The 26255-nt window shown below is 47.2% G+C and carries 20 protein-coding genes, 1 tRNA gene and 1 rRNA gene; 6 read left to right on the top strand and 16 right to left on the bottom strand.

Annotation, left to right across the window (positions count from 1 at the left end):
* Positions 1 to 4 precede the first annotated feature (4 nt).
* Genes ribD through glyA form a run of 3 tightly spaced genes read right to left on the bottom strand, consistent with a single transcriptional unit; the run spans position 5 to position 2870 of the window.
* Positions 5 to 1132, bottom strand: coding sequence for a bifunctional diaminohydroxyphosphoribosylaminopyrimidine deaminase/5-amino-6-(5-phosphoribosylamino)uracil reductase RibD (gene ribD, locus DET62_RS12980; protein WP_110014249.1), 1128 nt, complete (start codon positions 1130 to 1132; stop codon positions 5 to 7).
* The gene (nrdR, locus tag DET62_RS12975) at positions 1125 to 1574 is read right to left on the bottom strand and encodes a transcriptional regulator NrdR (RefSeq protein WP_011235103.1); all 450 of its coding nucleotides are present in this window, start codon (positions 1572 to 1574) and stop codon (positions 1125 to 1127) included. The genes ribD and nrdR overlap by 8 nt, the downstream gene beginning before the upstream one ends.
* A gap of 39 nt (positions 1575 to 1613) precedes the next feature.
* A complete protein-coding gene (gene glyA / locus DET62_RS12970) occupies positions 1614 to 2870 on the bottom strand; it encodes a serine hydroxymethyltransferase (RefSeq protein ID WP_110014248.1) in 1257 nt (418 codons plus the stop codon).
* Positions 2871 to 3029: 159 nt separating this feature from the next.
* On the opposite strand from glyA, the gene ettA reads away from it, so the two are divergent.
* Positions 3030 to 4694 carry an energy-dependent translational throttle protein EttA gene (gene ettA, locus DET62_RS12965; protein ID WP_011235105.1) on the top strand — a complete coding sequence of 555 codons (1665 nt, stop codon included), beginning with the start codon at positions 3030 to 3032 and terminating at the stop codon, positions 4692 to 4694.
* Between the two features lie 51 nt (positions 4695 to 4745).
* On the opposite strand, the gene radA is transcribed toward ettA, so the two are convergent.
* Positions 4746 to 6110 (bottom strand): DNA repair protein RadA, encoded by a 1365-nt coding sequence (gene radA / locus DET62_RS12960; protein ID WP_110014247.1) that lies wholly within the window; start codon positions 6108 to 6110, stop codon positions 4746 to 4748.
* Positions 6111 to 6175: 65 nt separating this feature from the next.
* Between radA and DET62_RS12955 the strand changes: the two genes are divergently transcribed.
* A complete protein-coding gene (locus DET62_RS12955) occupies positions 6176 to 8680 on the top strand; it encodes a PilZ domain-containing protein (protein ID WP_110014246.1) in 2505 nt (834 codons plus the stop codon).
* Here the strand turns inward: DET62_RS12955 and serB are convergent.
* Positions 8654 to 9316, bottom strand: coding sequence for a phosphoserine phosphatase SerB (gene serB, locus DET62_RS12950; RefSeq protein ID WP_110014245.1), 663 nt, complete (start codon positions 9314 to 9316; stop codon positions 8654 to 8656). The genes DET62_RS12955 and serB overlap by 27 nt on opposite strands.
* A gap of 27 nt (positions 9317 to 9343) precedes the next feature.
* On the opposite strand from serB, the gene DET62_RS12945 reads away from it, so the two are divergent.
* A complete protein-coding gene (locus DET62_RS12945; protein WP_243735037.1) occupies positions 9344 to 9976 on the top strand; it encodes an AhpA/YtjB family protein in 633 nt (210 codons plus the stop codon).
* Here DET62_RS12945 and DET62_RS12940 read toward each other — a convergent pair.
* Positions 9933 to 10724, bottom strand: a complete 792-nt coding sequence (locus DET62_RS12940) for a TatD family hydrolase (protein ID WP_243735034.1) — start codon at positions 10722 to 10724, stop codon at positions 9933 to 9935. The genes DET62_RS12945 and DET62_RS12940 overlap by 44 nt on opposite strands.
* An 11-nt stretch (positions 10725 to 10735) precedes the next feature.
* Entirely contained in the window at positions 10736 to 12325 is a 1590-nt protein-coding gene (gene prfC / locus DET62_RS12935; RefSeq protein WP_110014242.1) for a peptide chain release factor 3, read from the bottom strand.
* 178 nt (positions 12326 to 12503) lie between these two features.
* On the opposite strand from prfC, the gene DET62_RS12930 reads away from it, so the two are divergent.
* Entirely contained in the window at positions 12504 to 14195 is a 1692-nt protein-coding gene (locus DET62_RS12930) for a methyl-accepting chemotaxis protein (RefSeq protein ID WP_110014290.1), read from the top strand.
* Here the strand turns inward: DET62_RS12930 and DET62_RS12925 are convergent.
* The 7 genes from DET62_RS12925 to DET62_RS12895 form a co-directional block, all read right to left on the bottom strand.
* Complete coding sequence (locus tag DET62_RS12925; RefSeq protein ID WP_110014241.1) at positions 14188 to 15387, bottom strand: phosphopentomutase; 1200 nt, start codon at positions 15385 to 15387, stop codon at positions 14188 to 14190. The two genes, DET62_RS12930 and DET62_RS12925, sit on opposite strands and share 8 nt — an antisense overlap.
* Positions 15384 to 16724 carry a thymidine phosphorylase gene (gene deoA, locus DET62_RS12920; RefSeq protein WP_110014240.1) on the bottom strand — a complete coding sequence of 447 codons (1341 nt, stop codon included), beginning with the start codon at positions 16722 to 16724 and terminating at the stop codon, positions 15384 to 15386. Before deoA ends, DET62_RS12925 begins: the two co-directional genes overlap by 4 nt.
* Before the next feature lie 4 nt (positions 16725 to 16728).
* Entirely contained in the window at positions 16729 to 17475 is a 747-nt protein-coding gene (deoC, locus tag DET62_RS12915) for a deoxyribose-phosphate aldolase (protein ID WP_034823051.1), read from the bottom strand.
* Positions 17476 to 17493: 18 nt separating this feature from the next.
* Positions 17494 to 17931: a ribosomal protein S18-alanine N-acetyltransferase gene (gene rimI / locus DET62_RS12910; RefSeq protein ID WP_110014239.1), complete on the bottom strand. Its 438-nt coding sequence runs from the start codon at positions 17929 to 17931 to the stop codon at positions 17494 to 17496.
* Positions 17918 to 18238, bottom strand: coding sequence for a hypothetical protein (locus tag DET62_RS12905; protein ID WP_110014238.1), 321 nt, complete (start codon positions 18236 to 18238; stop codon positions 17918 to 17920). The genes rimI and DET62_RS12905 overlap by 14 nt, the downstream gene beginning before the upstream one ends.
* Before the next feature lie 67 nt (positions 18239 to 18305).
* Positions 18306 to 18382: transfer RNA gene (locus DET62_RS12900), tRNA-Trp, on the bottom strand.
* Between the two features lie 95 nt (positions 18383 to 18477).
* Positions 18478 to 19335 carry an HDOD domain-containing protein gene (locus DET62_RS12895; protein ID WP_034823055.1) on the bottom strand — a complete coding sequence of 286 codons (858 nt, stop codon included), beginning with the start codon at positions 19333 to 19335 and terminating at the stop codon, positions 18478 to 18480.
* Positions 19336 to 19420: 85 nt separating this feature from the next.
* On the opposite strand from DET62_RS12895, the gene DET62_RS12890 reads away from it, so the two are divergent.
* Positions 19421 to 21148, top strand: coding sequence for an autotransporter assembly complex family protein (locus DET62_RS12890; RefSeq protein ID WP_110014237.1), 1728 nt, complete (start codon positions 19421 to 19423; stop codon positions 21146 to 21148).
* Entirely contained in the window at positions 21145 to 24525 is a 3381-nt protein-coding gene (locus DET62_RS12885; RefSeq protein ID WP_110014236.1) for a translocation/assembly module TamB domain-containing protein, read from the top strand. The genes DET62_RS12890 and DET62_RS12885 overlap by 4 nt, the downstream gene beginning before the upstream one ends.
* Positions 24526 to 24981: 456 nt before the next feature.
* On the opposite strand, the gene DET62_RS12880 is transcribed toward DET62_RS12885, so the two are convergent.
* Both DET62_RS12880 and rrf read right to left on the bottom strand, forming a co-directional pair.
* Positions 24982 to 26013, bottom strand: a complete 1032-nt coding sequence (locus DET62_RS12880; protein ID WP_110014235.1) for an IS110 family transposase — start codon at positions 26011 to 26013, stop codon at positions 24982 to 24984.
* Positions 26014 to 26161: 148 nt separating this feature from the next.
* A 5S ribosomal RNA gene (gene rrf, locus DET62_RS12875) occupies positions 26162 to 26255 on the bottom strand; the annotation flags it as partial.

Here is a 26255-nt window from a genome sequence, read left to right as displayed (position 1 = left end):
CCTTTTAATCTTGTGTATGAGGTACTGCTACCAAGCGTTGATCAGGGCCTACCTGCCGACGATCAATAATTTTAAACCTTGGTGCTGAAGCTAAATTCAACGGCTCGTTCATGTCGATAACCGAACGTCCATGATGGCCCAATAACTGACCCGAACTGTAAATCATCAATCTGTCGCATAATTGCTGCTGAATAAGAGCGCCCGCCAAATTCGCCCCACACTCAGTCCATAACTGGTTAATTTCGCGGTTAGCCAATTCAACCATAAGCGCCGGCAGACTCACTTTACCGTTAGGGTCTGCGGCAATAATTAATTCATGACAATGTGGATGGCAACTGGGTTTACCAGCAGTTGTTCGCACTAACCACACCGGCGCCGGAGAGTCAAAAACTCTGGCCTCATCATTCACCCTGTGCTGACTGTCAATAATAATACGTACCGGCTGTTTTAAAGGCTCAGGCAGCGGTCTTGATTTTGGCCACTGGTCAACACGCACTGTCAATTTAGGATCGTCAGCCAGAATCGTTGCAGCACCACTCAGTATGGCATCGGCCTGTGCCCGAAAAAACTGCACGTCACTGCGGGCGGCAGAGGACGTTATCCATTGACTGCGGCCATCTGACAACGCCGTTTTTGCATCCAGTGAGGTTGCCATTTTTAGGGTTACCCACGGGCGTTGTCGCGTCATACGCGAGATAAATCCGGGATTCAAACTTTCTGCAGCCGATTGCAGTACACCGACGTCCACAGAAATACCGGCCTCTTTTAAACGCTGAATACCATTGCCACTAACCCGGGGGTTTGGATCCTGCATTGCAACCACAACACGTTTTATTCCGGCCTCAATTAACGCATCGCAACAAGGAGGTGTGCGGCCTATATGACTGCATGGCTCCAACGTGACGTAGGCCGTTGCGCCCCGGGCTTTTTGTCCTGCCGCGCGCAAAGCATGTACTTCAGCGTGAGGCTCGCCAGCCTGATGATGCCAGCCCTCACCGACAACCTTATTATCAGAAGTAATTACGCAACCCACCGCAGGGTTTGGCCGGGTCGTCATCAGCCCACGCCGTGCCAGCATTAAAGCACGGTGCATCATTTGATGGTCAAAGTACTGCGGGTTTAACTCAGTCATTAAGGCGCGCTATTTCTTCACCAAATTCGCGAATGTCCTCAAACGAGCGATAAACAGAAGCAAAACGAACGTAAGCAACCTTGTCTATCTGCTTGAGATTTTCCATTACCAGACTGCCGACGAAGTTACTGCTTATTTCACGCTCACCGGTTGCCCGGATACTGGATTTAATCTTGTTAATAGCCTGCTCCATCAACTCGAGACTCACAGGCCGCTTTTCCAGCGCTCTCAGCAATCCATTTCGGAGTTTATCTTCGTTAAATGGTTCGCGGGAACCATCAGTTTTGATAACCCGCGGCATGACCAGCTCAGCGGTCTCAAAGGTTGTAAAGCGTTCCTTGCAATGATTACATTCACGCCGGCGACGAACCGAGGCACCATCCGCAACCAATCGCGAATCGATAACCTTAGTATCCTGTGTGCCGCAAAATGGACAATGCATTGCCTGACTCCTTTATGTGCGCTCTACAACTGATCGCAATTAACCGTAAACCGGAAACTTAGCGCATAACGCTTTTACTTGCTCGCGAACTTCATTAATTTTGCTTTCGTCAGCAATGTCATCCAGCACGTCGCAAATCCAGTTGGCGACCTGCTCAGCCTCAGCTTCTTTAAAGCCGCGGCGAGTAATTGCCGGCGTGCCTAAACGCAGACCTGAAGTGACAAAAGGTGAGCGCGGGTCATTAGGAACCGCATTTTTGTTTACGGTAATGAACGCGTTACCTAAAGCCGCATCAGCGTCTTTGCCAGTAATATCTTTGTCGATAAGGTCGACCAGGAATAAATGATTCTGAGTGCCGTTCGACACAATTTTGTAACCGCGCGCCTGCATGGTTTTTACCATGGCATTGGCGTTCACTAACACCTGCTTTTGGTAGTCTTTAAATTCTGGCTGCAGCGCCTCCTGAAAAGCCACCGCTTTACCCGCGATTACGTGACACAGCGGCCCACCCTGATTACCCGGGAATACCGCACTATTTAACTTCTTGTGTAACTTTTCATCATCGCTGCCGGAAATAATCAAACCGCCACGAGGACCCGCCAGAGTTTTGTGCGTAGTGGTAGTGACAACATGAGCATAAGGTACAGGATTCGGATAAACGCCGGCAGCAACCAGACCCGCTACGTGCGCCATATCAACCATTAAATAAGCATCAACTTTATCGGCAATTTCACGGAATTTTGCCCAGTCAACAATGCCTGAATACGCAGAGAAACCTGCGACGATAACTTTCGGTTTATGTTCCAGCGCCAGCTTTTCAACTTCGGCATAGTCAATTTCACCGGTGGATTCATCCAGGCCGTATGAAACCGCATTGTAAAGTTTGCCCGAAAAGTTCACACCAGAGCCGTGTGTTAAGTGACCGCCGTGAGCCAGGCTCATACCAAGAAAGGTATCGCCGGCTTCCATCATTGCCATAAAGGCAGCGGTGTTGGCTTGAGAACCGGAATGCGGTTGTACGTTTGCATACTTGGCGCCGAACAATTCTTTTGCCCGCTCAATAGCCAAGTCTTCTACTTTATCAACAAACTCACAGCCGCCGTAGTAACGCTTGTGCGGATAGCCTTCTGCGTATTTGTTGGTCAGTTGTGACCCCTGAGCCTGCATTACCCGCGGACTGGTGTAGTTTTCCGATGCTATCAACTCAATGTGTTGTTCCTGACGTTCAACTTCACCCTGCATCGCCTGCCATAAGTCCGCGTCAAAGTCGGCAATGTTCATCTCAGATTTCAGCATTACAGCTCTCCAAATCATTAAATGGTCTTAATTTGCCCGCTATTTTACCTTAAAACACAAATGAGTGCCTAGTTCAGCACAACAAAGTTTGGGGATGTCCGTAAATAACAGTAAACTATGCAGTAACTTTTTTGTTGATAAGAAGGATTTTACGTCGCTATGGCGCAATATATCTATTCAATGTCGCGGGTGAGCAAAGTTGTTCCCCCCAAGAAAACGATTTTAAAAGACATTTCTCTGTCGTTTTATCCCGGCGCCAAAATTGGTGTTTTAGGCGTTAACGGTGCTGGTAAGTCGACCTTACTGCGCATTATGGCGGGTGTTGATAATGAATACGAAGGCGAAGCCCGTCCGTTAGCAGGTATCCAAATCGGTTACCTGCCTCAGGAACCTCAGTTAGATGAAAATAAAACGGTGAAAGAAACCGTTGAAGAGGCTGTGGCAGATGTAAAAGAGGCCTTCGCTAAGCTTGACGAAATTTATGCCGCTTATGCCGACGAAAACGCAGATTTCGACGCCTTAGCAAAAGAGCAAGGTGAGCTTGAAGCCTTGTTGCAGGCAAAAGACGGGCATAATATCGACAACATTCTTGAGCGTGCTGCAGACGCACTGCGCCTGCCGGAGTGGGATGCAAAAATCGGCAACTTGTCAGGTGGTGAAAGACGCCGTGTAGCCATTTGCCGCCTGTTGCTATCGAAACCCGACATGCTGCTCCTTGATGAGCCCACCAACCACCTGGATGCAGAATCAGTAGCCTGGCTGGAACGCTTCCTGCACGACTACAACGGCACTGTGGTGGCCATTACCCACGACCGTTATTTCCTTGATAATGTTGCGGGCTGGATCCTTGAACTGGACCGTGGTTACGGCATTCCGTGGGAAGGCAACTACTCCTCATGGCTGGAGCAAAAAGAGAAGCGTCTGGAGCAGGAAGAGCGTTCTGAAAAAGCACGCCAGCGCACTATTAAGCAGGAGCTGGAGTGGGTACGTACTAACCCGAAAGGCCGTCAGGCGAAAAGCAAAGCACGCCTTAACCGCTTTGAAGAGCTACAAAGTGGCGATTACCAAAAACGTAACGAAACCAACGAACTGTTTATTCCACCGGGCCCTCGCTTAGGCGACAAAGTTATTGAGGTTAACGGCATAAGCAAGGCTTACGGCAAGCGCCAGCTAATTGATAACTTAAGCTTTAGCGTTCCCAAAGGCGCTATCGTTGGTATTATCGGTCCAAACGGTGCGGGTAAATCCACTTTATTCCGCATGATTAGCGGGCAAGAGCAACCTGACAGTGGTTCAGTTGAATTGGGCGAAACCGTGCAATTAGCCAGCGTTGATCAGTTCCGTGACAACATGGATGACAGCAAAACCGTCTTTGAAGAGATTACTGACGGAAACGACATTCTGAAAATTGGTAACTTTGAAGTTAACGGCCGGGCTTATGTTGGGCGCTTTAACTTCCGTGGTACCGACCAGCAAAAACGCATTGGTGAACTATCAGGTGGCGAGCGTAACCGTGTGCATTTAGCCAAACTGCTAAAAGCCGGCGGCAACACCTTGTTACTCGATGAGCCTACTAACGATTTGGACGTGGAAACCCTGCGGGCACTGGAAGAAGCCATTCTGGAATTCCCGGGCTCAGTGATGGTTATTTCGCACGACCGTTGGTTCCTTGACCGTATTGCTACTCACATTCTGGACTACCGCGATGAAGGCGAAGTAGTATTCTACGAAGGTAACTACAGCGATTACGAAGCTTATATGAAAGAAAAATTCGGTGAACAGGCTATGGAGCCGCACCGCATTAAATACAAACCTATTGGTTAAAAGAATGCTGCTAACAGGGGAGCTTTATTGCTCCCCTTTTTTATTTCCGGACTACATGACATCCAGCGCTTGCTGAAGATTCTTCACCCCAATAACTTCCATACCCTTGGGTGAGGTTTTGGGCGTATTGCCGATAGGTACAATAGCTTTTTTGAAACCGTGTTTCGCAGCTTCATTTAATCGTTCCAGACCATTAGGCACTGGCCGTATTTCTCCGGCCAGGCCAACCTCACCAAACACGATTAATTCACGCGGCAATGGTTCTCCTTTAAAGCTGGAAACAATAGCAAGCAACAACGCTAAATCTGCCGACGTTTCAGATACCTTAACTCCGCCAACGACGTTCACAAAAACATCCTGATCCGATACCTGTAAACCACCATGCCGATGCAAAACCGCAAGTAGCAGTGCTAGTCGCGTTGCTTCCAGTCCTACCGCAACCCGCCGAGGATTAGCCAGTGCCGAGTAATCGACCAAGGCCTGAATTTCAACCAGCAAGGGGCGGGTACCTTCCCAGATCACCATCACCACAGAGCCATTGCCCTGATCTTCGGCGCGCTGCAGGAATATAGCCGATGGATTCGAGACCTCTTTCAGTCCGCCGCTTGTCATAGCAAATACGCCGAGTTCATTTACCGCACCAAACCGGTTCTTGGTACCACGCAGGGTGCGATAACGGGAGTCTGATGAGCCATCCAGAAGTACGGAGCAGTCAATGCAATGTTCCAGAACTTTCGGCCCCGCCAGGTGCCCTTCTTTGGTCACGTGTCCGACCATAATAATGGCGACATTTTTTTGTTTAGCGTAACGCGTTAAAAAGGCGGCTGATTCACGCACCTGAGAGACACTGCCCGGTGCCGACTGAATATCCGCCATATGCATCACCTGAATGGAATCAATGACCATAATGGCGGGTTTTTCTTTATCAGCCAGCTGACAAATACTTTCCACTGAGGTTTCAGACAACATACGCAGTTTATCCGTCGGCAGGTTAAGCCGCTGAGCCCGCATTGCAACCTGCTGCAGAGATTCCTCGCCGGTAACGTATAATGCAGGCATACGTTCTGCCAGTTTGCATAAGGCCTGCAGTAACAGCGTGCTTTTCCCTGCCCCCGGTGAACCGCCGATGAGTATTGCCGAACCGGGCACAACGCCGCCGCCTAAAACGCGGTCAAACTCCTGAAAGCCCGAGCTAAAACGCGGCACTTCCTGCAAGTCCACCTCGTTCAAGGTCTGCACCCGGCCTTCGGTAATACCGCTGAAGCCCCGCCGTTCAGATGAAGTAGGGGTTGTTTTTGATGTTAAACGAATTTCAGTTAACGTGTTCCAGGCCTTACATTCCGGGCATTGCCCAAGCCAGCGCGGGAAGTCGGCGCCACAGTCATTACACACATACGCACTTTTTGCTTTTGCCATTCGTCTGCTTCTCGTTTTATGATGAGGTATTATTCAAGAATAACTATAAAAAATATTAGACTTCGATGCCGAACCATTATTTTGACCAACTTATCGATCAGTTAAAACCCGTCGTTTACGATACTGACTTTGACACCTTATTTCAGTCCTTAACTGAAAACGAAGATGGTCCCACAAAATTCAAGCTTAAAATGGAGCTTAGACGTTTAGCCGCTCCCTGTCATCGCACTGTTGACTTGCGTAATCAGGTTGATGGCGAGTGCCGTCCTTACGAATACAATGGACGCCGGCATCAGCTTGACGATGTTGCTATTGAAATTTTTGAGCGGGGTCTGGAAACCTATAAAGGCGTTTTTACCCAGGATACTTTTGAGCAAATACTGGATGCAGACAACCATTTACGCCAGGCTCGCGAAGAAGAAAGAGCCTTCGCACAAAGTTTAGCTGACCACAATGCCGAACCCTTAAGCGGTCAATCACCATTTTTGAACAGCGACAACGAGGCTGAATCTTACCTTCTGGAAACATTCCACTTTGGCCAGTACCCTTACCGCGCCGAAGAACGAATGAATTTTACCATCGAAGTCGGGCTTGAAGACAGTAAAGGAAAAAATTATCAGGCGGTAACGGCTGATATCTCCATTACGGGGATGCGAGTACGTGTTAACGATGAACATAATCTGCAATACGGCGATTCACTGTCGCTTTATTTTACCGGGTTGGCGAAAGAGTTCACGATAAACCCTGAAACTCGAATTCCCTATCGTGTTGTCGGAGTTCAGGAGCTAGACGGTAAACATTACTTGAGTTTGAATCGAGACCCGGATTATCAGTCAGCCGAACTGGATAAGTTTTTTCATCGATTCATTAATGGTTATAAGAAACGCTACCGCGTTAATATCGACAATACTTACAACACAATACTCAATAAAGGACACGAGCAATTCCTGTTACCCAGAATGCAGCAGTTACCGGTGTTCTTTTCTGAGTCAAACAAACAACTGGTAGCCGATTACGTATTAACCACCGACAACAACCGCTTTATTTTAAGTAACTGGATTAATGAACTGAATCAAATCAGCTTCGGTTCTATTTTTAATCTACGCCGCAGCCGCTGGTTACTGCAGGACTTAGCTCAAAAAGAGCATTCTCGTTTACTGGTAATGACCTTTTCCATTACCGCACGCGGAAAAATATACAACTACTCAGCCACCGCAGAAGAACTTCAAAAAACAGGGTTATGGGACACTTATATTGCCTTTGGCAGTAAAAAAGCCTCTTGGCGAGTTTATCAAATCGATTTACGTCGGGTAGATTTGAATCAGGCATGGCAACCTCAGAGCGTACCGAAAAACATTAATGTTCCGTTTCGCATCAACCCACCTACAGCACAAGTTAAAAGAGCGATAGCACCCTTACGATATATGGGAGTGGTCAACGATATAACGGATAGTTTGCAGGGCTTTTTCGATACCGGTATCGAAAAAGAGCAGTTGGCATCATTAAAAGCTTTTGCACACCCACCGTCCACACCTATTCGGACAAAAGAAGCACGCCTTGAGTTTATTAACTTACGCAGTGAGAAACGCTTCAGCTACCGCAGCCGCTGCCGGGTTAAAGTTGGCAAGCTGGTTCGTGACGGCATGATCATTGACCTTTCTGTCAGTGGTCTGCAAGTACAAATTGATACACCACTACCGGCAGAAAAAGGTGACAACGTCGACATTTCTCTGACCGGCTTCAAGAAGCTGTATAAAAAAGCCAAGTTAGACCATTTAGCTTACACCATAGCTTCTATTGACGATGCCCGCACCACGTTACGTTTGAAAATTGAAGGTGACCACGAACAACACATGGGCTCGGAGTTCATACGCTTTTTAATTCGTGAACAGCGCGACTTGCTTAAGCTTCAAGTGGAAAACACCTCAATAAATGGGCTGGAACTTTGTCTGCGCAATTTGTACTGTGACGCTCCGGGCTCATTGCCGGTTTTCCTGTACAGAAATAAAAAGCGTAAAACCTCTGTGCGCCGCGCCGGCCTCTCTAACTGGCCGTCCGGATGGGCTAAGTTATTGGCTAAATTTCCCGGCAGTCAGCCAAGTGCAATTAATTTACAACCGCTACTACGAGGTTCCTCGTTAACAGAAGAACTTCTCCCCAGATTAAATGAGATGGACCGTACGTCGGAACCTGTCACTTTATTACTGTTACTGCGGTTATATCGCCAAAATGGAGAGGATATTGTTCAGACCCAATGGCTGGAGGGTAATGACAACCAGGCTATTGAATCTTTTATTGAGCAAAGCATACCCAATTCTATCTTTCGGGCTATCACTGTGACTCTTTCCAGAACAGGACGCCCTGATACTCAGTTTATTCAGGCCGAACTGAATTACATTAGCCGCTATGCTGCTTACCGGGCACAGGAAATAGAAGAAGACTTGTGGCAGGTATACGCCATTGCAGACACAGTTGATGTAACCGAAAGCTTACTGGAATTTGCCTTATCGGGCACCGATGCCATTAAGGAGCAGCAGGAGCGCCTAAATAACTGGCTCAATAAGTTCTGACTGTTTAAGGCAACTTAGTATCTCGAGTAAGTTATTAGAATTGACAGAATAATCCGCAATAGCCTGCAATGCCGGTTTTGCATTAAAAGCAATACCAACAGCGGCGGCCTTAAGCATTAAGGCGTCGTTGGCACCGTCTCCTACCGCTACAGTTCGGTCCGGCGGAATACTCCAGTGCCCGGCCAGTTGCTGAAGTTGTTCAGCTTTAACTTGAGCGTCAACAATGTCACCTAATACCTTCCCGGTCAGACAACCATCGGCTACTTCCAACTGGTTAGCGACAACCGCATCCAGATTCAGAGCCGCTTGAACCCTGTTTGCAAACCAGGTGAAACCGCCGGAAACCAGTGCAGTTTTCCAGCCGGCGGCTTGCAGCGCCTGAATAAGTTCTTTAGCGCCGGGGTTAAATGGAATAGGTGAAAATAAACTTTCCAGATCAGACTCTTTAATGCCTTCGAGGCAGGCCACACGCTGGGTTAAGCTCTCTGCGAAATCAATTTCTCCTCTCATAGCGGCTTCCGTTATGGCCGAGACTTTAGTATAACGGTTGTTTAATCGTGCAATTTCGTCGATACACTCAATATGAATTAAGGTAGAATCCATGTCGAAAACAATTAAACCAGAACTGTGTTTCATTTAACGGGAAACTCCTGAGCTGAACTCATGCGACTAACAGAATCCAGGCAATGGCAAAGAGTAAAAAGTACTTTGCTTAACAATAAAACCAAAGCCATTATTCGTATTATGACGAAACGTGCTCTGCGCTTAGCCGCTGCCGGTGGATTACTGCTAATCATTATTAATGTCTGGAATATTGCCAGTGTCCAGTCGCAACAGCAACTTTTCTCGCAAACTCAGTCGGTAACTCAGCTTATGATGGATCAGGCCGAGCACGAAGCGCATTATTGGCTTGAACATCAAAATACCGAGCGCTTAACTGCTCTGACCGACAATATCGCCAGCCACCCCGAAGTTATGGCGGCAACCATTCGTAACCGTTTTGGTGAACTGCTCGTGCACAGTGGCGTTAATTCATCCATTATTGACTGGCCCACTAGCGAAGACACTTCTGAGCCCTGGGTACTGGTTGAAGAAATTAACCTTGAAGACAATGTGAGTGGTTATTTACAGGTCATTTTCGATAAAAATTTATTATTGAAGCAAAGCCAGACCGCCCATAACGGCCTGATGCAACAAGGTAAACTGTTACTTCTTTTGGCGATGCTGGCCGGTGTGTTTATTATGCTTGGCTTTAACCGGATACGTGATCGTTACTGGCAGGTTGAGCATCATTAAACAGCTCACAACTGTTCTTCCATAAAGCTTCGCTAAGCGAGTCTTTATCAACCTTTCTCAACTCGGCTAAAACGCCCAAAACCTTTGCAATCCTTGCCGGTTCATTACGTTCTCCCTGATGTCCGCAAATAGGCATATCCGGTGAATCCGTCTCAAGCACCAAAGCCGATAGCGGTACTTTGGCTATTGCCTGTCGTGTTTTTTGTGCACGAGTGTAAGTAATTACTCCGCCAACACCCAGCTTATAACCACAATCAACAAACTTCATAGCCTGCTCATAGCTGCCGCTAAAAGCGTGTATAACGCCTTGCTCAGGGCCATATTGTTTGACTAAAGGATGAGTTGTCTCCAGAGTTTTACGATGATGTATAATGACAGGCAGGCGATAGCTCGTCGCTAATTTCAGCTGTTCAATAAAGAGCTCGCGCTGCAGTTCGGAATTATCGCAGGTAGCATCCAGCCCCACCTCGCCCACTGCCCGTAACCGCTCATGCGGAGTATCTAAGGCTTGCTCAAGCTCTTGCAGGTGGTTCAGATTATGTTGTTGAATAAACCAGGGATGCAAGCCTAAAGCAAAGCGCCAGCTTGAAAACTGATTAACTAACTGCTGCAGCCGGGGCCATTGCTCAGCACTAACACCCGGCACCAAAAAGCGCTCAACTCCGGCTTCGGCGGCCGCTTCTAAAACTTGCTCCCGGTCCTCATCAAATGCCTGAAAATCAATATGGCAATGAGTGTCGTAAAGCATATTCATAAGCTTTAGTGTTCGCGTGTGTGAGTAAACTCAATATCAGGGTAACGCTCTTCTGCCAGGCTCAAATTCACCATAGTCGGGGCGATGTAAGTCAGATTATCACCACCATCTAATGCCAGATTCGCTTCTGCTTTACGACGAAACTCATCCAGTTTCTTCTCGTCTTTGCTGCTCACCCAGCGCGCTGTCGCGACGTTAATATTTTCGTACATGGCATCGACTTTGTATTCTGTTCTCAGGCGATGAACAACCACATCAAACTGCAGAACCCCAACAGCGCCAACAATCAAATCATTACTGATAAGCGGACGAAACACCTGCACGGCGCCCTCTTCAGATAACTGCACTAAGCCTTTTAATAATTGCTTCTGCTTAAGCGGATCTTTCAAACGGATACGACGGAAAAGCTCAGGCGCAAAGTTCGGAATACCACTAAACTTGAAGTCTTCGCCTGCGGTAAAGGTATCGCCAATCTGGATGGTACCATGGTTATGAAGACCAATGATATCGCCTGGATATGCTTCTTCCACGTGCGAACGGTCGCCGGCTAAAAAGGTTAATGCATCACTGATACGCACGTCTTTCCCTGTACGCACCTGGCGCATTTTCATGCCTTTTTCATATTTGCCCGATACAATTCGCAAAAATGCGACCCTGTCCCGGTGACGCGGATCCATATTCGCCTGAATTTTAAAGATGAAGCCAGAAAAGTCTTTGTTGTCTGCACTAACACTATCTTGCTGATCGGTTTCGCGAGGCTGAGGTCTTGGCGCCCAGTCGACCAGGCCATCCAGCATATGATCCACACCAAAGTTACCTAACGCCGTCCCGAAAAACACCGGGGTCAACTCTCCGGCAAGAAACAATTCTTTATCAAAGGGGTTTGATGCCCCATTCACCAGTTCAATTTGCTCACGTAGCTCATCTGCCCATACGCCTAACTTCTCATCCAACTCAGGGTTATCAAGACCTTTTATAATGGTTTCTTCCTGAATTCGGTGTCCCTGCCCGGTTTTATATAAAATCGTTTCATCTTTAAGAAGGTGATAAACCCCTTTAAAGTTTTTGCCGGAACCAATCGGCCAGGTAATAGGTGCGCACATAATTTTCAAAACATCTTCCACTTCATCCAGCAACTCCAGCGGGTCGCGAATGTCACGGTCAAGTTTGTTCATAAAGGTGATAATAGGCGTGTCACGTAAACGCGTGACTTCCATCAACTTAATGGTTCGGTCCTCAACACCTTTAGCTCCGTCAATAACCATTAAACAGGAGTCGACGGCGGTCAGGGTACGATAAGTATCTTCTGAAAAGTCTTCGTGTCCGGGAGTATCTAATAGATTCACCAGAGCATTATTATAAGGGAACTGCATGACCGAAGTCGTTACAGATATGCCCCGCTCCTGCTCCATTTGCATCCAGTCCGACTTTGCATGCTGACCAGACTTCTTGCCTTTTATCGTTCCCGCTTTTTGGATCTGCTGACCATGCAGCAAGACCTTTTCAGTAATCGTGGTTTTACCGGCATCCGGGTGAGAGATAATGGCAAAGGTACGACGTTTCGCGACTTCATTCTGCAAGCTGGATTCAGACATCAACAAGACTCTTATTGGTTAAATTTAACGATATTGCTTATTTTCGCTGATCTGCTGCCGATACACAAACCATGGATCGTTATAATCTGCGATAGATACGTTACTAACGTCTAAGAGATAGGATTCCGAGTCTGCGCTAGACTACACAATTGATATGAACAACCAGAGTAACCTGCCCATGCAACTGACGATAAAAGCTAAAGTATTTTCCCTGGCTCTAATACCTCCGGTACTCATCGCTGTATTCTTAACCTGGTATAACTTGTCTCAGTCGACGACCGTCGGCCAAAACGCGGTTGAAGAGTTCACTGCGCAAATGGAAAAAGACAGTCGAGAGGAGCTTTCTAACTATCTGGAGTTAGCATTTACTTCTATCCAGCACCTTGTAAAAGACACTTCTCTGGGCTCGTTACAGGAAAGACAAGAACGCGCAAAGCAAATACTACGGCAACTACGTTTTGATGACTCTGGTGATGTGGGTTACCTCTTTGTTTATGACCGTCAGGGTGTCAGTGTTGCTCATGGCGTTAATCAAAGCCTTGAAGGTAAAAACCTGTTCGACTTTCAGGACCCTAATGGGGTTTACCTTATAAGAAAGCTTATTGAAGAAGCAGAAGGCGGTGGCGGCTTCGTCAAATATGACTGGCAGAATACTCAGCAGCAAGTCAATCCTAAACTCGGTTACGCCAAGCTACTAAACGAGTGGAACTGGGTAATAGGTACTGGCTTTTGGACAGCCGGAATGGAGCAGGAAGCCGCCAGAATTGAAAATAATGTTGATGAAGCACTAGCCGACGCCGTTGTTGAAACCATCGTTGCGTCAATTATTGCATTGCTGATTATCGCCGCGCTGGCGTTGTTTGTGGTCAAAGGAATTACACGACCACTGCGTAACGCCCTTAACGCTATGGAAAGAATTGCAAAAGGTGACGGTGATCTCACCCAGCGCCTCGATACGACCAGCAACGATGAAATGGCCGATCTTGGGCAGGCCTTTAACGATTTTGCCGACCAGGTTTCCGATATGGTAACCAATATCCGTCATTCTGCGAGCTCCGTCAGCCGCTCCACTCAAAAGCTCGACAAAGTTCTGATTGACGCTCGCGAGGGAGTAACCGAGCAGCAGGCAGAAAGTGAGCAGGTGGCAACCGCCATTAACGAAATGTCGACGGCCTCTCATGAAGTCGCCCGTAGCGCCAGCGAAGCGTCATCAGCAGCTGAACAGGCAGAAGAATTGGTTCATTCAAGTAATCACCTGCTGACCAAAGCCGTTAATGTCATTCACGGTCTGGCAGAAAAAGTGGAAAATGGTGCATCAGAGGTTGAACAGCTTAACGCGCACTCAGCGAAAATTGGCTCCGTGCTTGATGTTATTCGAGGCATTGCTGAACAGACCAACTTACTGGCGCTTAACGCGGCAATAGAGTCGGCTCGTGCAGGTGAAGCTGGCAGAGGTTTTGCCGTTGTTGCCGACGAGGTTCGCACTCTGGCAAAACGAACTCAGGACAGCACTCACGAAATTGAATCGATGATAGAGCAACTGCAGCAAGGCAGTAAAAAAGTGTCCAGCGTCATGGCTTCAATAAAAGAAGGTAGTGAAACCAGTGTCGCTGAAGCAGCTGAAGTGGAAAACGCTTTGGCGAAAGTTCTGGAGGCGGTAAACACCATTAACACGCAGAACGCTCAAATTGCGACTGCAGCGGAAGAGCAAACATCGGTTTCGGAAACCATAAACCAAAATATGACCGCAATTGTCGATATTGCGAAGCAAACCGCCGATGGCACTCAACAGGCCGGAGAGCATATGAAAGAGCTTAGTAACACTGCGGCACAACTTGAGAACAACGTTAAGCGGTATCGTGTTAGCTAAGCTTAATCGCCTTGCCTTCTTCCATCGCGGGTAAGTCAAATAGACGACACAGTGTCTGCCCTAAATCGGCAAAACTGTGTCGTTTCCCCCGGTTACCCGCCTGCACGTTTTGACCCGACAGTAATAAAGGAATAAATTCACGGGTATGATCGGTTCCCTGCCAGGTGGGATCACAGCCATGATCGGCGGTTAATACCAAAACATCATCCGGTTTCATTGCCGATTCAATAACAGGCAACCATTGGTCAAACGTTTCCAGTTCCCGGGCATAGCCATCAATATCCCGCCGGTGTCCGTATAAGGTGTCAAAATCCACTAAATTGGTAAAAATTAATGTGTTCTCCGGGGCTTTCTCCATTGCGTTTAATGTCGCCGTTAAAAGCCCGTTCAGCCCCGAGGCTTTGACCGACTCGGAAACGCCCTGCCCGGCAAAAATATCCGAGATTTTACCGATAGCAATAACCTTGCCGCCTTTATTTTGAAGCTTATCCAGCACCGTCGGCTTAGGTGGTAAAACAGAGTAGTCTTTTCGATTGGCTGTACGCTCAAAGTTGTCCGCTTTATCGCCAACAAACGGACGTGCAATAACGCGACCAATATTATATGGCTCTATAAGGGCCCTAACCTTCTCGCATACCTGATATAAACGCTCCAGACCAAAATGTTCTTCGTGCGCGGCAATTTGAAACACGGAATCGGCAGAGGTATAAAAAATAGGATAACCGCTACGAATGTGCTGCTCACCTAACTGCTTTAGGATTTCAGTGCCCGAAGCATGGCAATTACCAAGATAACCGTCGAGTTCGCAGGCCTTAAGAATTTGAGTTAACAATTCATTGGGAAAACTGTTCTCTTCATTGAGGAAATACCCCCATTCGAAGTGTACGGGAACGCCCATTAACTCCCAGTGACCAGAGGGTGTGTCTTTTCCCGACGAGAGTTCTGCGGCACAGGCATAAGCACCATAAGTTTCCACTTCGTGAAAACCTTTGGCATAGGTGCCTGTCGCTTCTTTATGAGCTTTAGCTAAACCCAGCCGGGTAAGGTTAGGTAACTGCAGGGGTTGTCCGTGCTGATACCTGTATTCCGCGATATGGCCAAAAGTATCAGCGCCTTCATCACCAAACTTATCAGCGTCGGGGGCTGAACCAATACCAAACGAATCTAATACCAGAACAATGGCTCTGCTCATTCAGTCTCTCCGGCTATGCGCTCATAGATAACAGAGTCGGGCTCCGGCGGGGTAGAGGAAAAACTCAAAGCTTTCAGTATGCTGTCAGCAGCCTCTTGCCAGTCCGACTCGTTACTGGCATGCACTGTTGCAATGACACTCTCTGAGTCCACTTTCGATCCAACTGTCAGGATATCGGTCATACCAACGCTTAAATCCAATTTATCATCAGCTTTGCGCCGGCCTCCACCTAAACAGACAACCGCCATTCCCAATTCTCTTGTATTCACTTCCGATAAATATAGCCCATGATACTCGGCGGGAAGCTTTAACGGTTTTCTCAGGTTTGCCTGGGGCAGGTACTGGTCGCTTTTTTCCAGAAAGTCGTGAGGTCCGCCCAAAGAACCGACCATTTTGGCGAAACGTTCGGCCGCCAAACCGCTTCCCAGTACGTTTTCAACCATAACCTCAGCTTGGTCAGTACTTTTAGCCAAGTTTCCCGACACCAGCAACTCAGCAGATAAGGCTTTTGTTACCTCATGCAGGCGTTTATCTCTGAGCTTTCCCGTTAAATAATCAACGGCTAACTGAACCTCAACCGCATTACCGGCAGCTGAACCTAATGCCTGATTCATGTCAGTAATAAGCGCCGTGGTTTCTACTCCCAGTTTCCGGCCAACACTCACCAGACTCTGCGCTAACTCTCTCGATTCATCGTATCCTGGCATGAATGCACCGTTACCGGCTTTAACATCCATAACCAAACCATCAAGGCCTTCAGCCAGCTTTTTTGCCAGAATAGAAGCTGTAATTAACGGAATCGACTCCACTGTCGCGGTCACATCGCGCGTTGCGTAAAAGCGGCTATCAGCTGGTGCCAGACGCCCTGTTTGCCCAATAATGGCAACACCAGCCTGCTTAACCGTGTCGCGAAAGCGCCGATTATCCGGAGCGGTCTGATAGCCGGGAATTGCGTCAAATTTATCCAGCGTACCGCCAGTATGTCCCAGACCACGCCCCGAAATCATCGGAACATAGCCACCACAGGCTGCGACAATAGGACCCAGCATTAAACTAACGACGTCACCGACACCGCCGGTTGAGTGCTTATCCAATACCGGACCACTTAAATTGTCCTGTCGCCAGTCAAGAACATCGCCGGAATCTCTCATAGCAACGGTTAAAGCTGTTTTTTCCTGCGCCGACATACCGCGAAAATAAATCGCCATAGCCAACGCGGCTATTTGCCCCTCACTGACGCTGTCATCACAAATTCCGTTAACGAACTGCTGAATATCGGTGTCGGATAAACTTACAGCGTCACGCTTTTTGCGAATAACTTCTTGCGCCAAAAACATAAACTTAAACCTTAACCAAAAGGCTTTGGAGATCCTGCAACAGGCTACTGGCTCCGATGCGGAAATTATCAGCTGTGACCCAGTCCTCACCCATAATCCGCTCGGCTAACTCAATATACTGAACCGCATCATCCAGAGTCCGGATTCCGCCTGCGGCTTTAAAACCACAATCTGTTTGACTGGATTTAATGACCCCCAGCATAGCTTCCGCCGCTTTCAAGGTGGCATTTATCGATACTTTACCGGTTGAGGTTTTAATAAAGTCAGCGCCGTTAGCAATAGCTAACTCACTAGCCAGAACAATTTTATCGTGTTGCTGAAGCTCACCTGACTCAATAATGACTTTTAGCTGAACAGAATCGCCGCAAATATCCTTGCACTCTCTTACCAATTCAGCCGGGGTGCTCTCATCACCCTGCAATAAAGCAGCATAAGGCAGGACCACGTCAACCTCGTGCGCTCCGGCCGCTATAGCTCGCTCGGTTTCTGCTGCGGCGCGGGCGACATTGGTACTGCCATCAGGAAAGTTAGTAACCGTAGCGACTTTGGTATCCAGCCCCTGCTCGTTGAGAAACTGGCGAGCCAACGCCACCCATTCAGGGAACACACAAACCGCAGCGACACTCTTTTTATTTATCGAGGCACGTTGGCATAAGTCTTCAATAACCTCTCGGGTATCATCGTTATTCAACGTGGTTAAATCCATAAAGGACAAGGCCTGTAGTGCCCGTACCTGTTGTGTTGATGGCATAATTACTCCATTTGGTTATTAGCTTTCCCAACGCATAACTAAAGCGTCTTCACGCCCGTCGGCGGCTGGATAATAATTGACTCTGCGCCCTACCGTATCAAATCCATTGCCTTCATATAAGCGGATAGCGGCAGCATTGGAAGCACGAACTTCCAGAAACACAACGCAGTGTTTCTTTTCAGCATAGTCTAATAAGTCCTGCATGAGTTTGTAACCAAAGCCCTGCCCCTGAAAGTCAGGATCCACAGCAATGTTGTGCAACGTCAATTCATCGGCAACTAACTGGCTAATAGTAAAACCAATAACCCTAGAACCCTGCAATAGCCGCCGACAACGATATTGTTCACCATAGCTTTCGCTAAATACAGACCAGGGCCAGGGGGTACGATGTGCATTCTTTTCGACCGAAAACTCAAGCTCACCGGGTCGAAAGTCCTCAATATTAAAGCTTTGCATGTGCCAGTTGCTGCCAGAGGGACTTTTTTGTTTCAACCGGAAAGGAACCGTTCAGACTGTCAGTGTAATCAAAACACAAGTCTGGAGTTTTAGCGGGGGCTTTTATAGCAACAGGGCGTTGCCCGAGATACAAGCAAAGATCATCAAGCCAACCGGGCAGAGAAACAGGCAATTCTCTCTCTCCACGCAAATAGAGAGGGCCCAGACGATAATAAAATACCGGTGCCGACGCTCGTTTCTTTTCCCAAATGGGAATACCCATAACTTGTAATGCGGCGCGTTGTTGACTGGTCCATTCTGGGAGCATGACGATTACCGTTGAAAACAGATAAATGCAGTTTACTCAAGCTTGGGAAGGATAGCCAGTTAGAAACTGGCAGGGGCGGAGGGATTCGAACCCCCAACCGTCGGTTTTGGAGACCGCTGTTCTACCAATTGGAACTACGCCCCTAACGCTTGAGCGGAGAATTATACCGACACCCAGTATTCAGACAAGCGATATTTACGGCTTAACCTACTGTTTGCAGATAAATTAAACAATTATGGCTAGGCTTCTGTATCAAAAAGCTCCTCATGAACAATCTGCAGCATCTCATCTACCTTAAACTCATCAATTTGAAAATGCTCAAGTACGCCATCCTGAACATACTGCCATTCTTCTTCTCCGGCCAAACTGCGGGTTCTCAAATCAATTGCGTATCGCGATATCTTTAGTATTCCCAATAAGTCGAGGGTTAAATTGTCAAGTTCGCTGGAGTGATTGAAAATTGAACTGTCTTCAAACAAATAATAAATGACTTCAACTACAATTTTCGGCAACTTCCATTGTTGTGCCAACAGCGCACCGATAGTAGTGTGTGAAGTCTGGAAAAGCTCTAGCTCTTTAGCTTGTACCTGCTGCCAGGGAGTACTTTCTGCGGCATTTAGTAAGTCAGCATAATCATCGAACTCAGCCAACATAACCGGTATTCCTGAGCTTTGAAAAAGACCCAGCATATAAGCATGATCTCTCAATTCCGGTCGTCCGATGGCTTCAGCGATCATCACACAGGCCCCGGCAACCCACTCGTTATAACGCCAGAACTCGCTGAGATCATAGTCAGATGTCAAAGCCGACTTAAGAGCAACCGCCCTTACAATCGGAAAAACCCGGCGAAAGCCAAGCGTCATGACGGCCTGCTGAATTGAATCGACCTCTCTTGCTCTGCGGTAAGCGGCAGAATTAACAACCTGTAAAACAGCGGCGGCTATACTCATATCAGCCGAAATAGATTCAGCGATAACGGTGACATCAGGTTCACTTTTTTTGGCTTCACGACTCACAGTTAGCAAAGTTTCGGGGCGCGGTGGAATACTTACTCTTTGTAACAATCGTTTTTCTGCCGTCGTAATTTCTATCGCCATAGAGTCTCCGGGTTGAACCAATGATTTACATGAAATCTTAAAGCATGCGATTATGTCTTAACTTTTTGTCTGGTATAACACTTCAATGCGTTACTTTCGATTTATTCTTTTTAGTTTTAGTATACTTTTCAACGGGCTGGCTCTTGCTTCAGTTGAAGTTGCGGTCTCCGGTGTTGAGGGAGACGAGTACGCCAATGTTATGGCGCTATTACAAATAGCCCGTCTGGATAAAGACAAAAGTTACGCCGACTATAGAGTCCGGTATCTACATAGACAAGCACCTGACGACATTAAAAAAGCACTCCGCCCATATGGATATTATCAGGTTGAAGTGAATGCTCAACTAGAAACCATTGAGGGAGGTTGGTCAGCTGCCTACCAAATTGAGCTGAATGACCCGGTAAAAATTGCTAAAAACATGTGGGAAATTCGGGGCGACGCGGCTGAAGACGAGGCGTTCGAGAACATAATAGAGAATAATAGCCTCAAAGAAAAACAACGTTTTATTCATAGTACTTACGAACAAGTTAAGTCCAGGTTATTGTCATTAGCGAGTCAGCGCGGCTATCACGATGCTCGCTTTATAAAACACAATGTCGAAATTGATGTTGCAGAAAACACCGCTGATATAGAAGTGATTTTTGATTCCGGGAAACGCTACGAGTACGGGCAGGTCACATTCGAACAGGATATACTCGACGACGAACTGCTCCATCGCTTTGTTCCTTTTGAACACGGCGAAGGCTACAGCACACAGGAACTCAGTCAATTACAAGTAGCATTAGGTGACAGCGGATATTTCTCTCAAGTTCAGGTCAGTCCGGACTGGGGAAATGCCGAAGAGCACACAGTACCTATCTCTGTCAGCTCCGAGCCTAACTTCAGAAACCAGTATCAATACGGTGTTGGTTACGGAACCGATACCGGAGCTCGTATTAGTGCCAGCCTCAACCGCCGTTGGGTCAATACGCAGGGACACCAACTCAGGGGGATGACACAGTTATCAGAAGTAGAAAGCCGCGTTGGTGCAAACTACATCATTCCGGGTCAAAACCCTCAGTCAGATTATTACCAGATTCGAGCCGAGGCCTCTGATAAAGATAACGAAGGACAAACTAACCGACTATATCGCTTTGGCGCATCCAGCGTTGTTGCAATGGGTAAATGGCAACGCGAGTACGGGTTAAACTGGCAACGCGATGACTTCGAAATTGGCGAAAGTTCGGGAACCAGTCAGTTTTTAATTCCGCAAGCCAGTTGGAACTATGTGACAGCCGATGGAAGGTTGAATATCGACAAAGGCTTTCGTTTTGATGTAACACTAAAAGCAGCAAGTGAAGCAGTTTTGTCTGATGCCGATTTAGCCAGCGTGGAACTTGGCTCTAAAGCCGTTGTCCCTGTTACAGACAATATACGTTTTCTTGCCAGAGCCGAAGCCGGCGCTACCTATATAAATGATTTTAATCAGTTGCCTCCTTCGCTACGTTTTTTCGCTGGCGGGGACAACAGCGTGCGCGGCTACGCTTATGAGCAATTAGGACCAGAAGACGATACAGGAACCATTTTAGGTGGCCGTTATTTGGCTGTTGCCAGCGCAGAAATTGATTATCGCTTTAAGGAAAATTGGCGTGTCGCTTTATTCACGGATATTGGTAATGCCATGATTGAACCTAATGAAAAGCTGAAACAAAGTGTTGGATTCGGAATTCGCTGGATCTCTCCTATTGGTTCGGTTCGTCTGGATTTGGCTCAGGCAATAGATGAGCCAGATAAGCCCTGGCGCCTACACTTTACCTTAGGCCCCGATTTATGAGCATTTATCGTTGGTTGGCCATTACAGTTCTTGTTCTGGTTGTTTTAGTCCCACTAATGGCTATCAGCCTGGTTGGCAGTGAAACTGGCAGCCGCTGGATACTAACTCAGGGACAAAAATATCTATCGGTAGACATCCAGTACAAAGCATTTAATGGAACTCTGCTGAATGAGTTTGAGTTTGAAGATTTTCGTTTTGAAAGCGAAACTTTTTCCTATACACCAAACAAGCTAATCATAAACTGGGATCCGCTAGCTTTGTTGTCCGGTGTTATTCGAATAGATAACATAGAAAGCCTTGGTGGCGAGATCCGTCTTCGTGCAGCTCAGAATTCGAGTCAAAACGCGGATTCTGAAGCTTCTGTTGAAGACATTCAAATTGAGCTGCCTTTAGATGTCAACTTGCGTAACTTGCTGGTTAAGGAAAGCCGTTTTTTTATTTTAGAAACTCCTTCTCAGGAACTAACGATTGAAGCATCAGCCAGAGCTAACGCTGATGGCCAGCTTAATATCAGACAGTTTCGTCTGGAGCACCAATACCTAACCACCGAGATTTCCGGAAAAACTAAATTATCTTATCCTTTTAAAAGTGAGCTCGAAAATAACACCCATTTTCACTCACCAGACTTCCCTTCGCTTAAAGTAAAAACGGAGATAGCTGGCGACATTCGATCTCTGACGACAAATAGTGAACTATCCGAAGGACTTGTCGGTGAAGTTACCGCTAAAATCGATAACCCGCTGAACGAGCTTACCTGGCAGTTTGACAGCAATTGGCAGCAGAATAACCTGAGCCTGTGGTTGGCAAGTGTCGGAGCTGACCAGGTTGAATTGAGTTTTGCCGGAGATATACGTGGAGAGGGTGGAGTAACACAAGCCAGTATCGAGCCCGACATAGCTGTCACAGTTAATCAACAGACAATGGATATCGATGGCTCCGTTAGCTATCAAGACAACATAATAAACTTCGCACCACTCAATGTGCACTCTAGAGGCGATATCCAGGGACAGCTAACCTTGCAGGGAAATGTTTCATCACTATCGACTACTCCGGTAATTGATGCTTCTGTAAGTTGGGAAAAAATAACCTACGAACCGAACGGTATCAGCAGCCACGAAGGCCGGTTACAGGCCAAAGGCGAACTCGATGAGCTTGCAATTAATTTAAGTAACGAACTGTCTGGCGTACTTGAAGAAGACTTACAGCTTGTTACTGAAGCTAAACTTAAGTCTGACAGCCTAAATATCTTAAGCCTGAAACTTACTCATAATGATGAAACTGTCAGTGGCAAGGCTGCTATCAATTGGAAAGACAATTTATCTTTAACTACGGATATTTCGGGTGAATATCAACAGCGGACGGTCAATGCAGAAGCGAAATTGCGTTTGTCAGAGCCCTACTTATTTGTTGACCAGTTTAATGCCAGCTGGGGAGCGCAGTCACTTATCGCTGAAGGGGCGCTTAGCCCTGGCAAAAAGCTCACCTGGCAAGTAACGTCTAAAGATTTAAGCGAGCTTTCTGACGTTAAAGGAGAGGTTGTAGCTACCGGTGATATTAGTGGGCAACTAAACCAACCAGAGTTTAAAATAGGTTTTAATAAATTTAACCTGAAGCACCCTGACTACAATACTGTTAGTTTAAATCAACCTATCACGGTCGTTTTTAACTATGAGGACATCACGTTCAATACAACGCCAGTTTGTCTAAATTACAAAGGGATAGATAATCCCTTCTGCCTTAAGTTAGAACAGCAGGACAAGTTAATAAGTTTCGATGCAGATGCCAGTGAGATTCCGCTGGATTTACTGCAAGCTCTTGTATTACCCGACGTCGCTTACAAGCTAACTGGAGAGGTATCGGCTGAGGTTGTCGGTACATTCGATTATGAAAATATGACGTTAAGGAAGCTTGACGGCGCTATTAACGCGGATAACAGTCAAGTACTGGCTGGTGAAGAAAAAGTTATTTTAAATCAGCTTAACTTAACCGCTAAAAACCGCGACGACGAGGGCATTGATATTGGAATGACAGCGATAGCTGACGAACTCGATTTTAACCTGTCAGGGCAGCTTACTATCGAAAAAGTAGCTCCCGACAGTCCTCTTTCCGGAAAGGTTTCATTAAATTCTAAAAGTTTAGAGTTACTGAATTTATTTGCACCGCAAGTGGATATCGGCAATGGGAGTACTAGCGCAGAACTCAATATTGCAGGTGATTTAAATGATCCAACTGCTTCAGGAAAAGTTAACCTTAATGCAGACAGAATCATTGTATTAGCCAGTGGTACATTAATTACTGAGCTCAATGCAAAACTAACGGCAGACGCAAATGTTGGCGAATTTACGGTTAATGCAGACGGCAAAATAGGTGATGGTGATGTCGCTATTGAGGGGGAGCTCAATGCATTTAAACGAACCGGAAACCTCGTTATAAAGGGTAAAGATCTATTGATTTTAGATACCCCGGATCTTCTCCTTGTTGCATCACCTGATATCTCCCTAAAGCTTGAGAAAGATCTTGTATTCGTCAGAGGGGATTTACATCTACCTAAAGCTCGAATAACACCAGTGAATTTAGATCAAGCTGTCACGGAGTCAGCTGATGTTACTTTGAAAAATGAGTCTAAAGATCCTCCTTTGTTTTCTACTAATACAGATATAACAGTGAGTCTAGGAGAACAAGTTCGCGTCGAAGCTCTAGGTTTTTCAGGTAACTTAAAAGGGAAACTCCAAATTACACAGCAACCCGATTCCGTTGCACGAGGTAACGGCAGTATTGGGGTCGTATCCGGTAATTACGAGATTTACGGACAAAAATTAGCTATTGAACGCGGTGATTTGCTTTTCAATGGGGGGCCTTTAGATACTCCATCCCTAAATCTTAGAGTTACCCGTAATATTGAAAAAACCGGTATCGACGAGCGGCCGCCTGAGACGATAGGAGCCAGAGTTACCGGTACTATAAACCGACCTGAATTAAGCCTTTTTTCAACACCGCCTCTTCCGGACAGTACTATCCTCTCGTACCTGTTATTCGGAAAGCCGCCGGGTAGCCAGGGAGATGCGAATAATCTCGAACTACAGGCTGCACTATTAGTTGGTGGCCGTAGCGCCAAGTTTCTAACTGAAGGCATAAAAGACACTTTTGATTTAGATGAAGTGTCTTTGGATTCTGAAACCAGTGATGTCAATGATACCTCTTTGTATATAGGTAAATACCTCTCTCCTCGTCTGTACGTTAAGTATGGAATTGGCTTACTAGAACCAACCTCTACTTTCATACTGCGCTACACACTGTCTGAAAGACTACTTTTTGAATCCACCTCAACCACTGAAGGTCAAGGTGGCGATTTAATATATACCATCGAAACTAAGTAACTCACCTCGCTTTATCACCAAAGGTTGTTTTGTAGTAGCCTGATGCTCTTGCATCAGGTGGGGAGGTTGGGGGTTAAACCCGGGGTATATTATGAGAGCGGATCTTGGCCGACACGCGTCACTGCAGCTATAAACTGAGCAGGGAGACTAAGGTACGGGGAGAAGCTAAGATATCTCACCTGACGTGAACGTCATATATGGTCCCCTCCCGTTTTGCAACGGCAACTCGTGGTAAATGTCGGGGCGCTCGCATATATACGGCCTGTTTATGGTGCGCGCTTTGCGCACCTGGCCTGGATGAACTCCGCACGACAACTGGCTTATCAGGCTAACGTACTTTATGTACGGACGTTCAACAGTCTCAGTTGTCGTCGGTTTACCCTATTTTACCATCCTGTTGACGTTTGCAACTCCCGGAAGGAATGAACCTTCGCTGTGCTCTTTTACTGAATGCTGTTAAGCAGCAGTCATCCGGTAATCTTCTTTATTCTTTAACATCGCCCAGATTATCCGGGCGTGCTTGTTAGCCAGTGCCACCGCTGCAACGTTGTTGCCTCTGCGTTTAGCGACATCCTGTGCCCAGAGGCTCAGCCTGTCGTGGCGCTGTTGTGCCACCCGCAGTGCCGAGCGGGCGCCATGCACCAGCAGTGTCCTGAGTTTGGTGTTCCCTTTTTTGGTAATACCGCCTAAACGGTCTTTACCGCCACTGCTGTTTTGCCGTGGTACCAGTCCCAGGTATTCCGACAGGTTGCGGCCGCGTTTAAATTCACTCACATCACCTATCAGTGCCAGCAGCGAGGTCGCTGTTATCGGTCCGATACCCGGCAGGGTCATCAGCCGCTGACTGTCTTCATTCCTTTCGGCCTGTGTCGCTAAGTGCTTATCCAGCGCTTTAACTTCTTCATCCACCGCTCGCAGCATCTGATAGAGCCGGTTGATGAGGTCCCGTGACTGAAGCGTCAGCGCATTGCTGTCGTCTTCCAGTACCTCCGGTACTCTCTGTAATATCGTACCGACTCGCTTCGGTAAAAGAATGCCGTATTCGGCCAGTTGCCCCCGCAACCTATTCGAGAACTGCGTTCTCGTCTGCACGAAGCCTTCCCGCTGATTGACCATCAATGCTAAGTCCTGCTGCTCAATGCTTTTCAGCCTGACCGTCTGACGGTTGGGTCGTGATGCCGCCTCGGCTATCGCCCGGGCGTCATTCGCATCGTTCTTCTCACCCTGCAGGTACGCTTTGACGAAACGCGGTGGCAACGCCACCGTTTTATAACCCAGCTTTTCACATTCGCGGCGCCAGTAATGACTCATGCCGCAGGACTCAACCGCTACTTCACAGTCATCCGTACGGCTCAGCGTCGCCAGCTTCGCTGACACTTTATTGCTGCGCAGTTTTTTATTAAAAACTTCCTGCTCATTTTCATCCAGCGCCAAAACCTGAATAAAATCCTTTGCCAAATCCAGGGCAATTCTGTTTACAATAGCCATTGGTCCTCTCCACTCTGTTTCTATAGAAGCTTGAACCTCTATATTGGCACATTGCGATGCCGCTTAGGAGGGAGGGGACCATCTCATCAGGCTACCGATAGACATAAAAAAAGCCCCCAGCGTGAGCTGAGGGCTTCTTAGAATAAAAGTCTGGCGGTGACCTACTCTCGCATGGGGAGACCCCACACTACCATCGGCGCTGGTGTGTTTCACTTCTGAGTTCGGAATGGATTCAGGTGGTG

Origin of the sequence: Idiomarina sp. H2, from assembly GCF_004364275.1 — a bacterium.
Taxonomy (GTDB): Bacteria; Pseudomonadota; Gammaproteobacteria; order Enterobacterales; family Alteromonadaceae; genus Idiomarina; species Idiomarina loihiensis.
The sequence above is the reverse complement of the archived record's forward strand: the minus strand, read 5'-3'. Positions and strand labels throughout refer to the sequence as shown.

Coding starts and splice junctions, on each gene's coding strand:
- ettA (WP_011235105.1), top strand. CDS start 3,030: ATGGCGCAATATATCTATTCAATGTCGCGGGTGAGCAAAGTTGTTCCC.
- DET62_RS12885 (WP_110014236.1), top strand. CDS start 21,145: ATGAGCATTTATCGTTGGTTGGCCATTACAGTTCTTGTTCTGGTTGTT.
- deoC (WP_034823051.1), bottom strand. CDS start 17,475: ATGCCATCAACACAACAGGTACGGGCACTACAGGCCTTGTCCTTTATG.
- serB (WP_110014245.1), bottom strand. CDS start 9,316: ATGAAACACAGTTCTGGTTTAATTGTTTTCGACATGGATTCTACCTTA.
- DET62_RS12925 (WP_110014241.1), bottom strand. CDS start 15,387: ATGAGCAGAGCCATTGTTCTGGTATTAGATTCGTTTGGTATTGGTTCA.
- DET62_RS12955 (WP_110014246.1), top strand. CDS start 6,176: ATGCCGAACCATTATTTTGACCAACTTATCGATCAGTTAAAACCCGTC.
- DET62_RS12895 (WP_034823055.1), bottom strand. CDS start 19,335: ATGGCGATAGAAATTACGACGGCAGAAAAACGATTGTTACAAAGAGTA.
- ribD (WP_110014249.1), bottom strand. CDS start 1,132: ATGACTGAGTTAAACCCGCAGTACTTTGACCATCAAATGATGCACCGT.
- rimI (WP_110014239.1), bottom strand. CDS start 17,931: ATGCAAAGCTTTAATATTGAGGACTTTCGACCCGGTGAGCTTGAGTTT.
- DET62_RS12880 (WP_110014235.1), bottom strand. CDS start 26,013: ATGGCTATTGTAAACAGAATTGCCCTGGATTTGGCAAAGGATTTTATT.
- glyA (WP_110014248.1), bottom strand. CDS start 2,870: ATGCTGAAATCTGAGATGAACATTGCCGACTTTGACGCGGACTTATGG.
- DET62_RS12945 (WP_243735037.1), top strand. CDS start 9,344: ATGCGACTAACAGAATCCAGGCAATGGCAAAGAGTAAAAAGTACTTTG.
- DET62_RS12890 (WP_110014237.1), top strand. CDS start 19,421: ATGCGTTACTTTCGATTTATTCTTTTTAGTTTTAGTATACTTTTCAAC.
- prfC (WP_110014242.1), bottom strand. CDS start 12,325: ATGTCTGAATCCAGCTTGCAGAATGAAGTCGCGAAACGTCGTACCTTT.
- DET62_RS12940 (WP_243735034.1), bottom strand. CDS start 10,724: ATGCTTTACGACACTCATTGCCATATTGATTTTCAGGCATTTGATGAG.
- deoA (WP_110014240.1), bottom strand. CDS start 16,724: ATGTTTTTGGCGCAAGAAGTTATTCGCAAAAAGCGTGACGCTGTAAGT.
- DET62_RS12905 (WP_110014238.1), bottom strand. CDS start 18,238: ATGCTCCCAGAATGGACCAGTCAACAACGCGCCGCATTACAAGTTATG.
- DET62_RS12930 (WP_110014290.1), top strand. CDS start 12,504: ATGCAACTGACGATAAAAGCTAAAGTATTTTCCCTGGCTCTAATACCT.
- radA (WP_110014247.1), bottom strand. CDS start 6,110: ATGGCAAAAGCAAAAAGTGCGTATGTGTGTAATGACTGTGGCGCCGAC.
- nrdR (WP_011235103.1), bottom strand. CDS start 1,574: ATGCATTGTCCATTTTGCGGCACACAGGATACTAAGGTTATCGATTCG.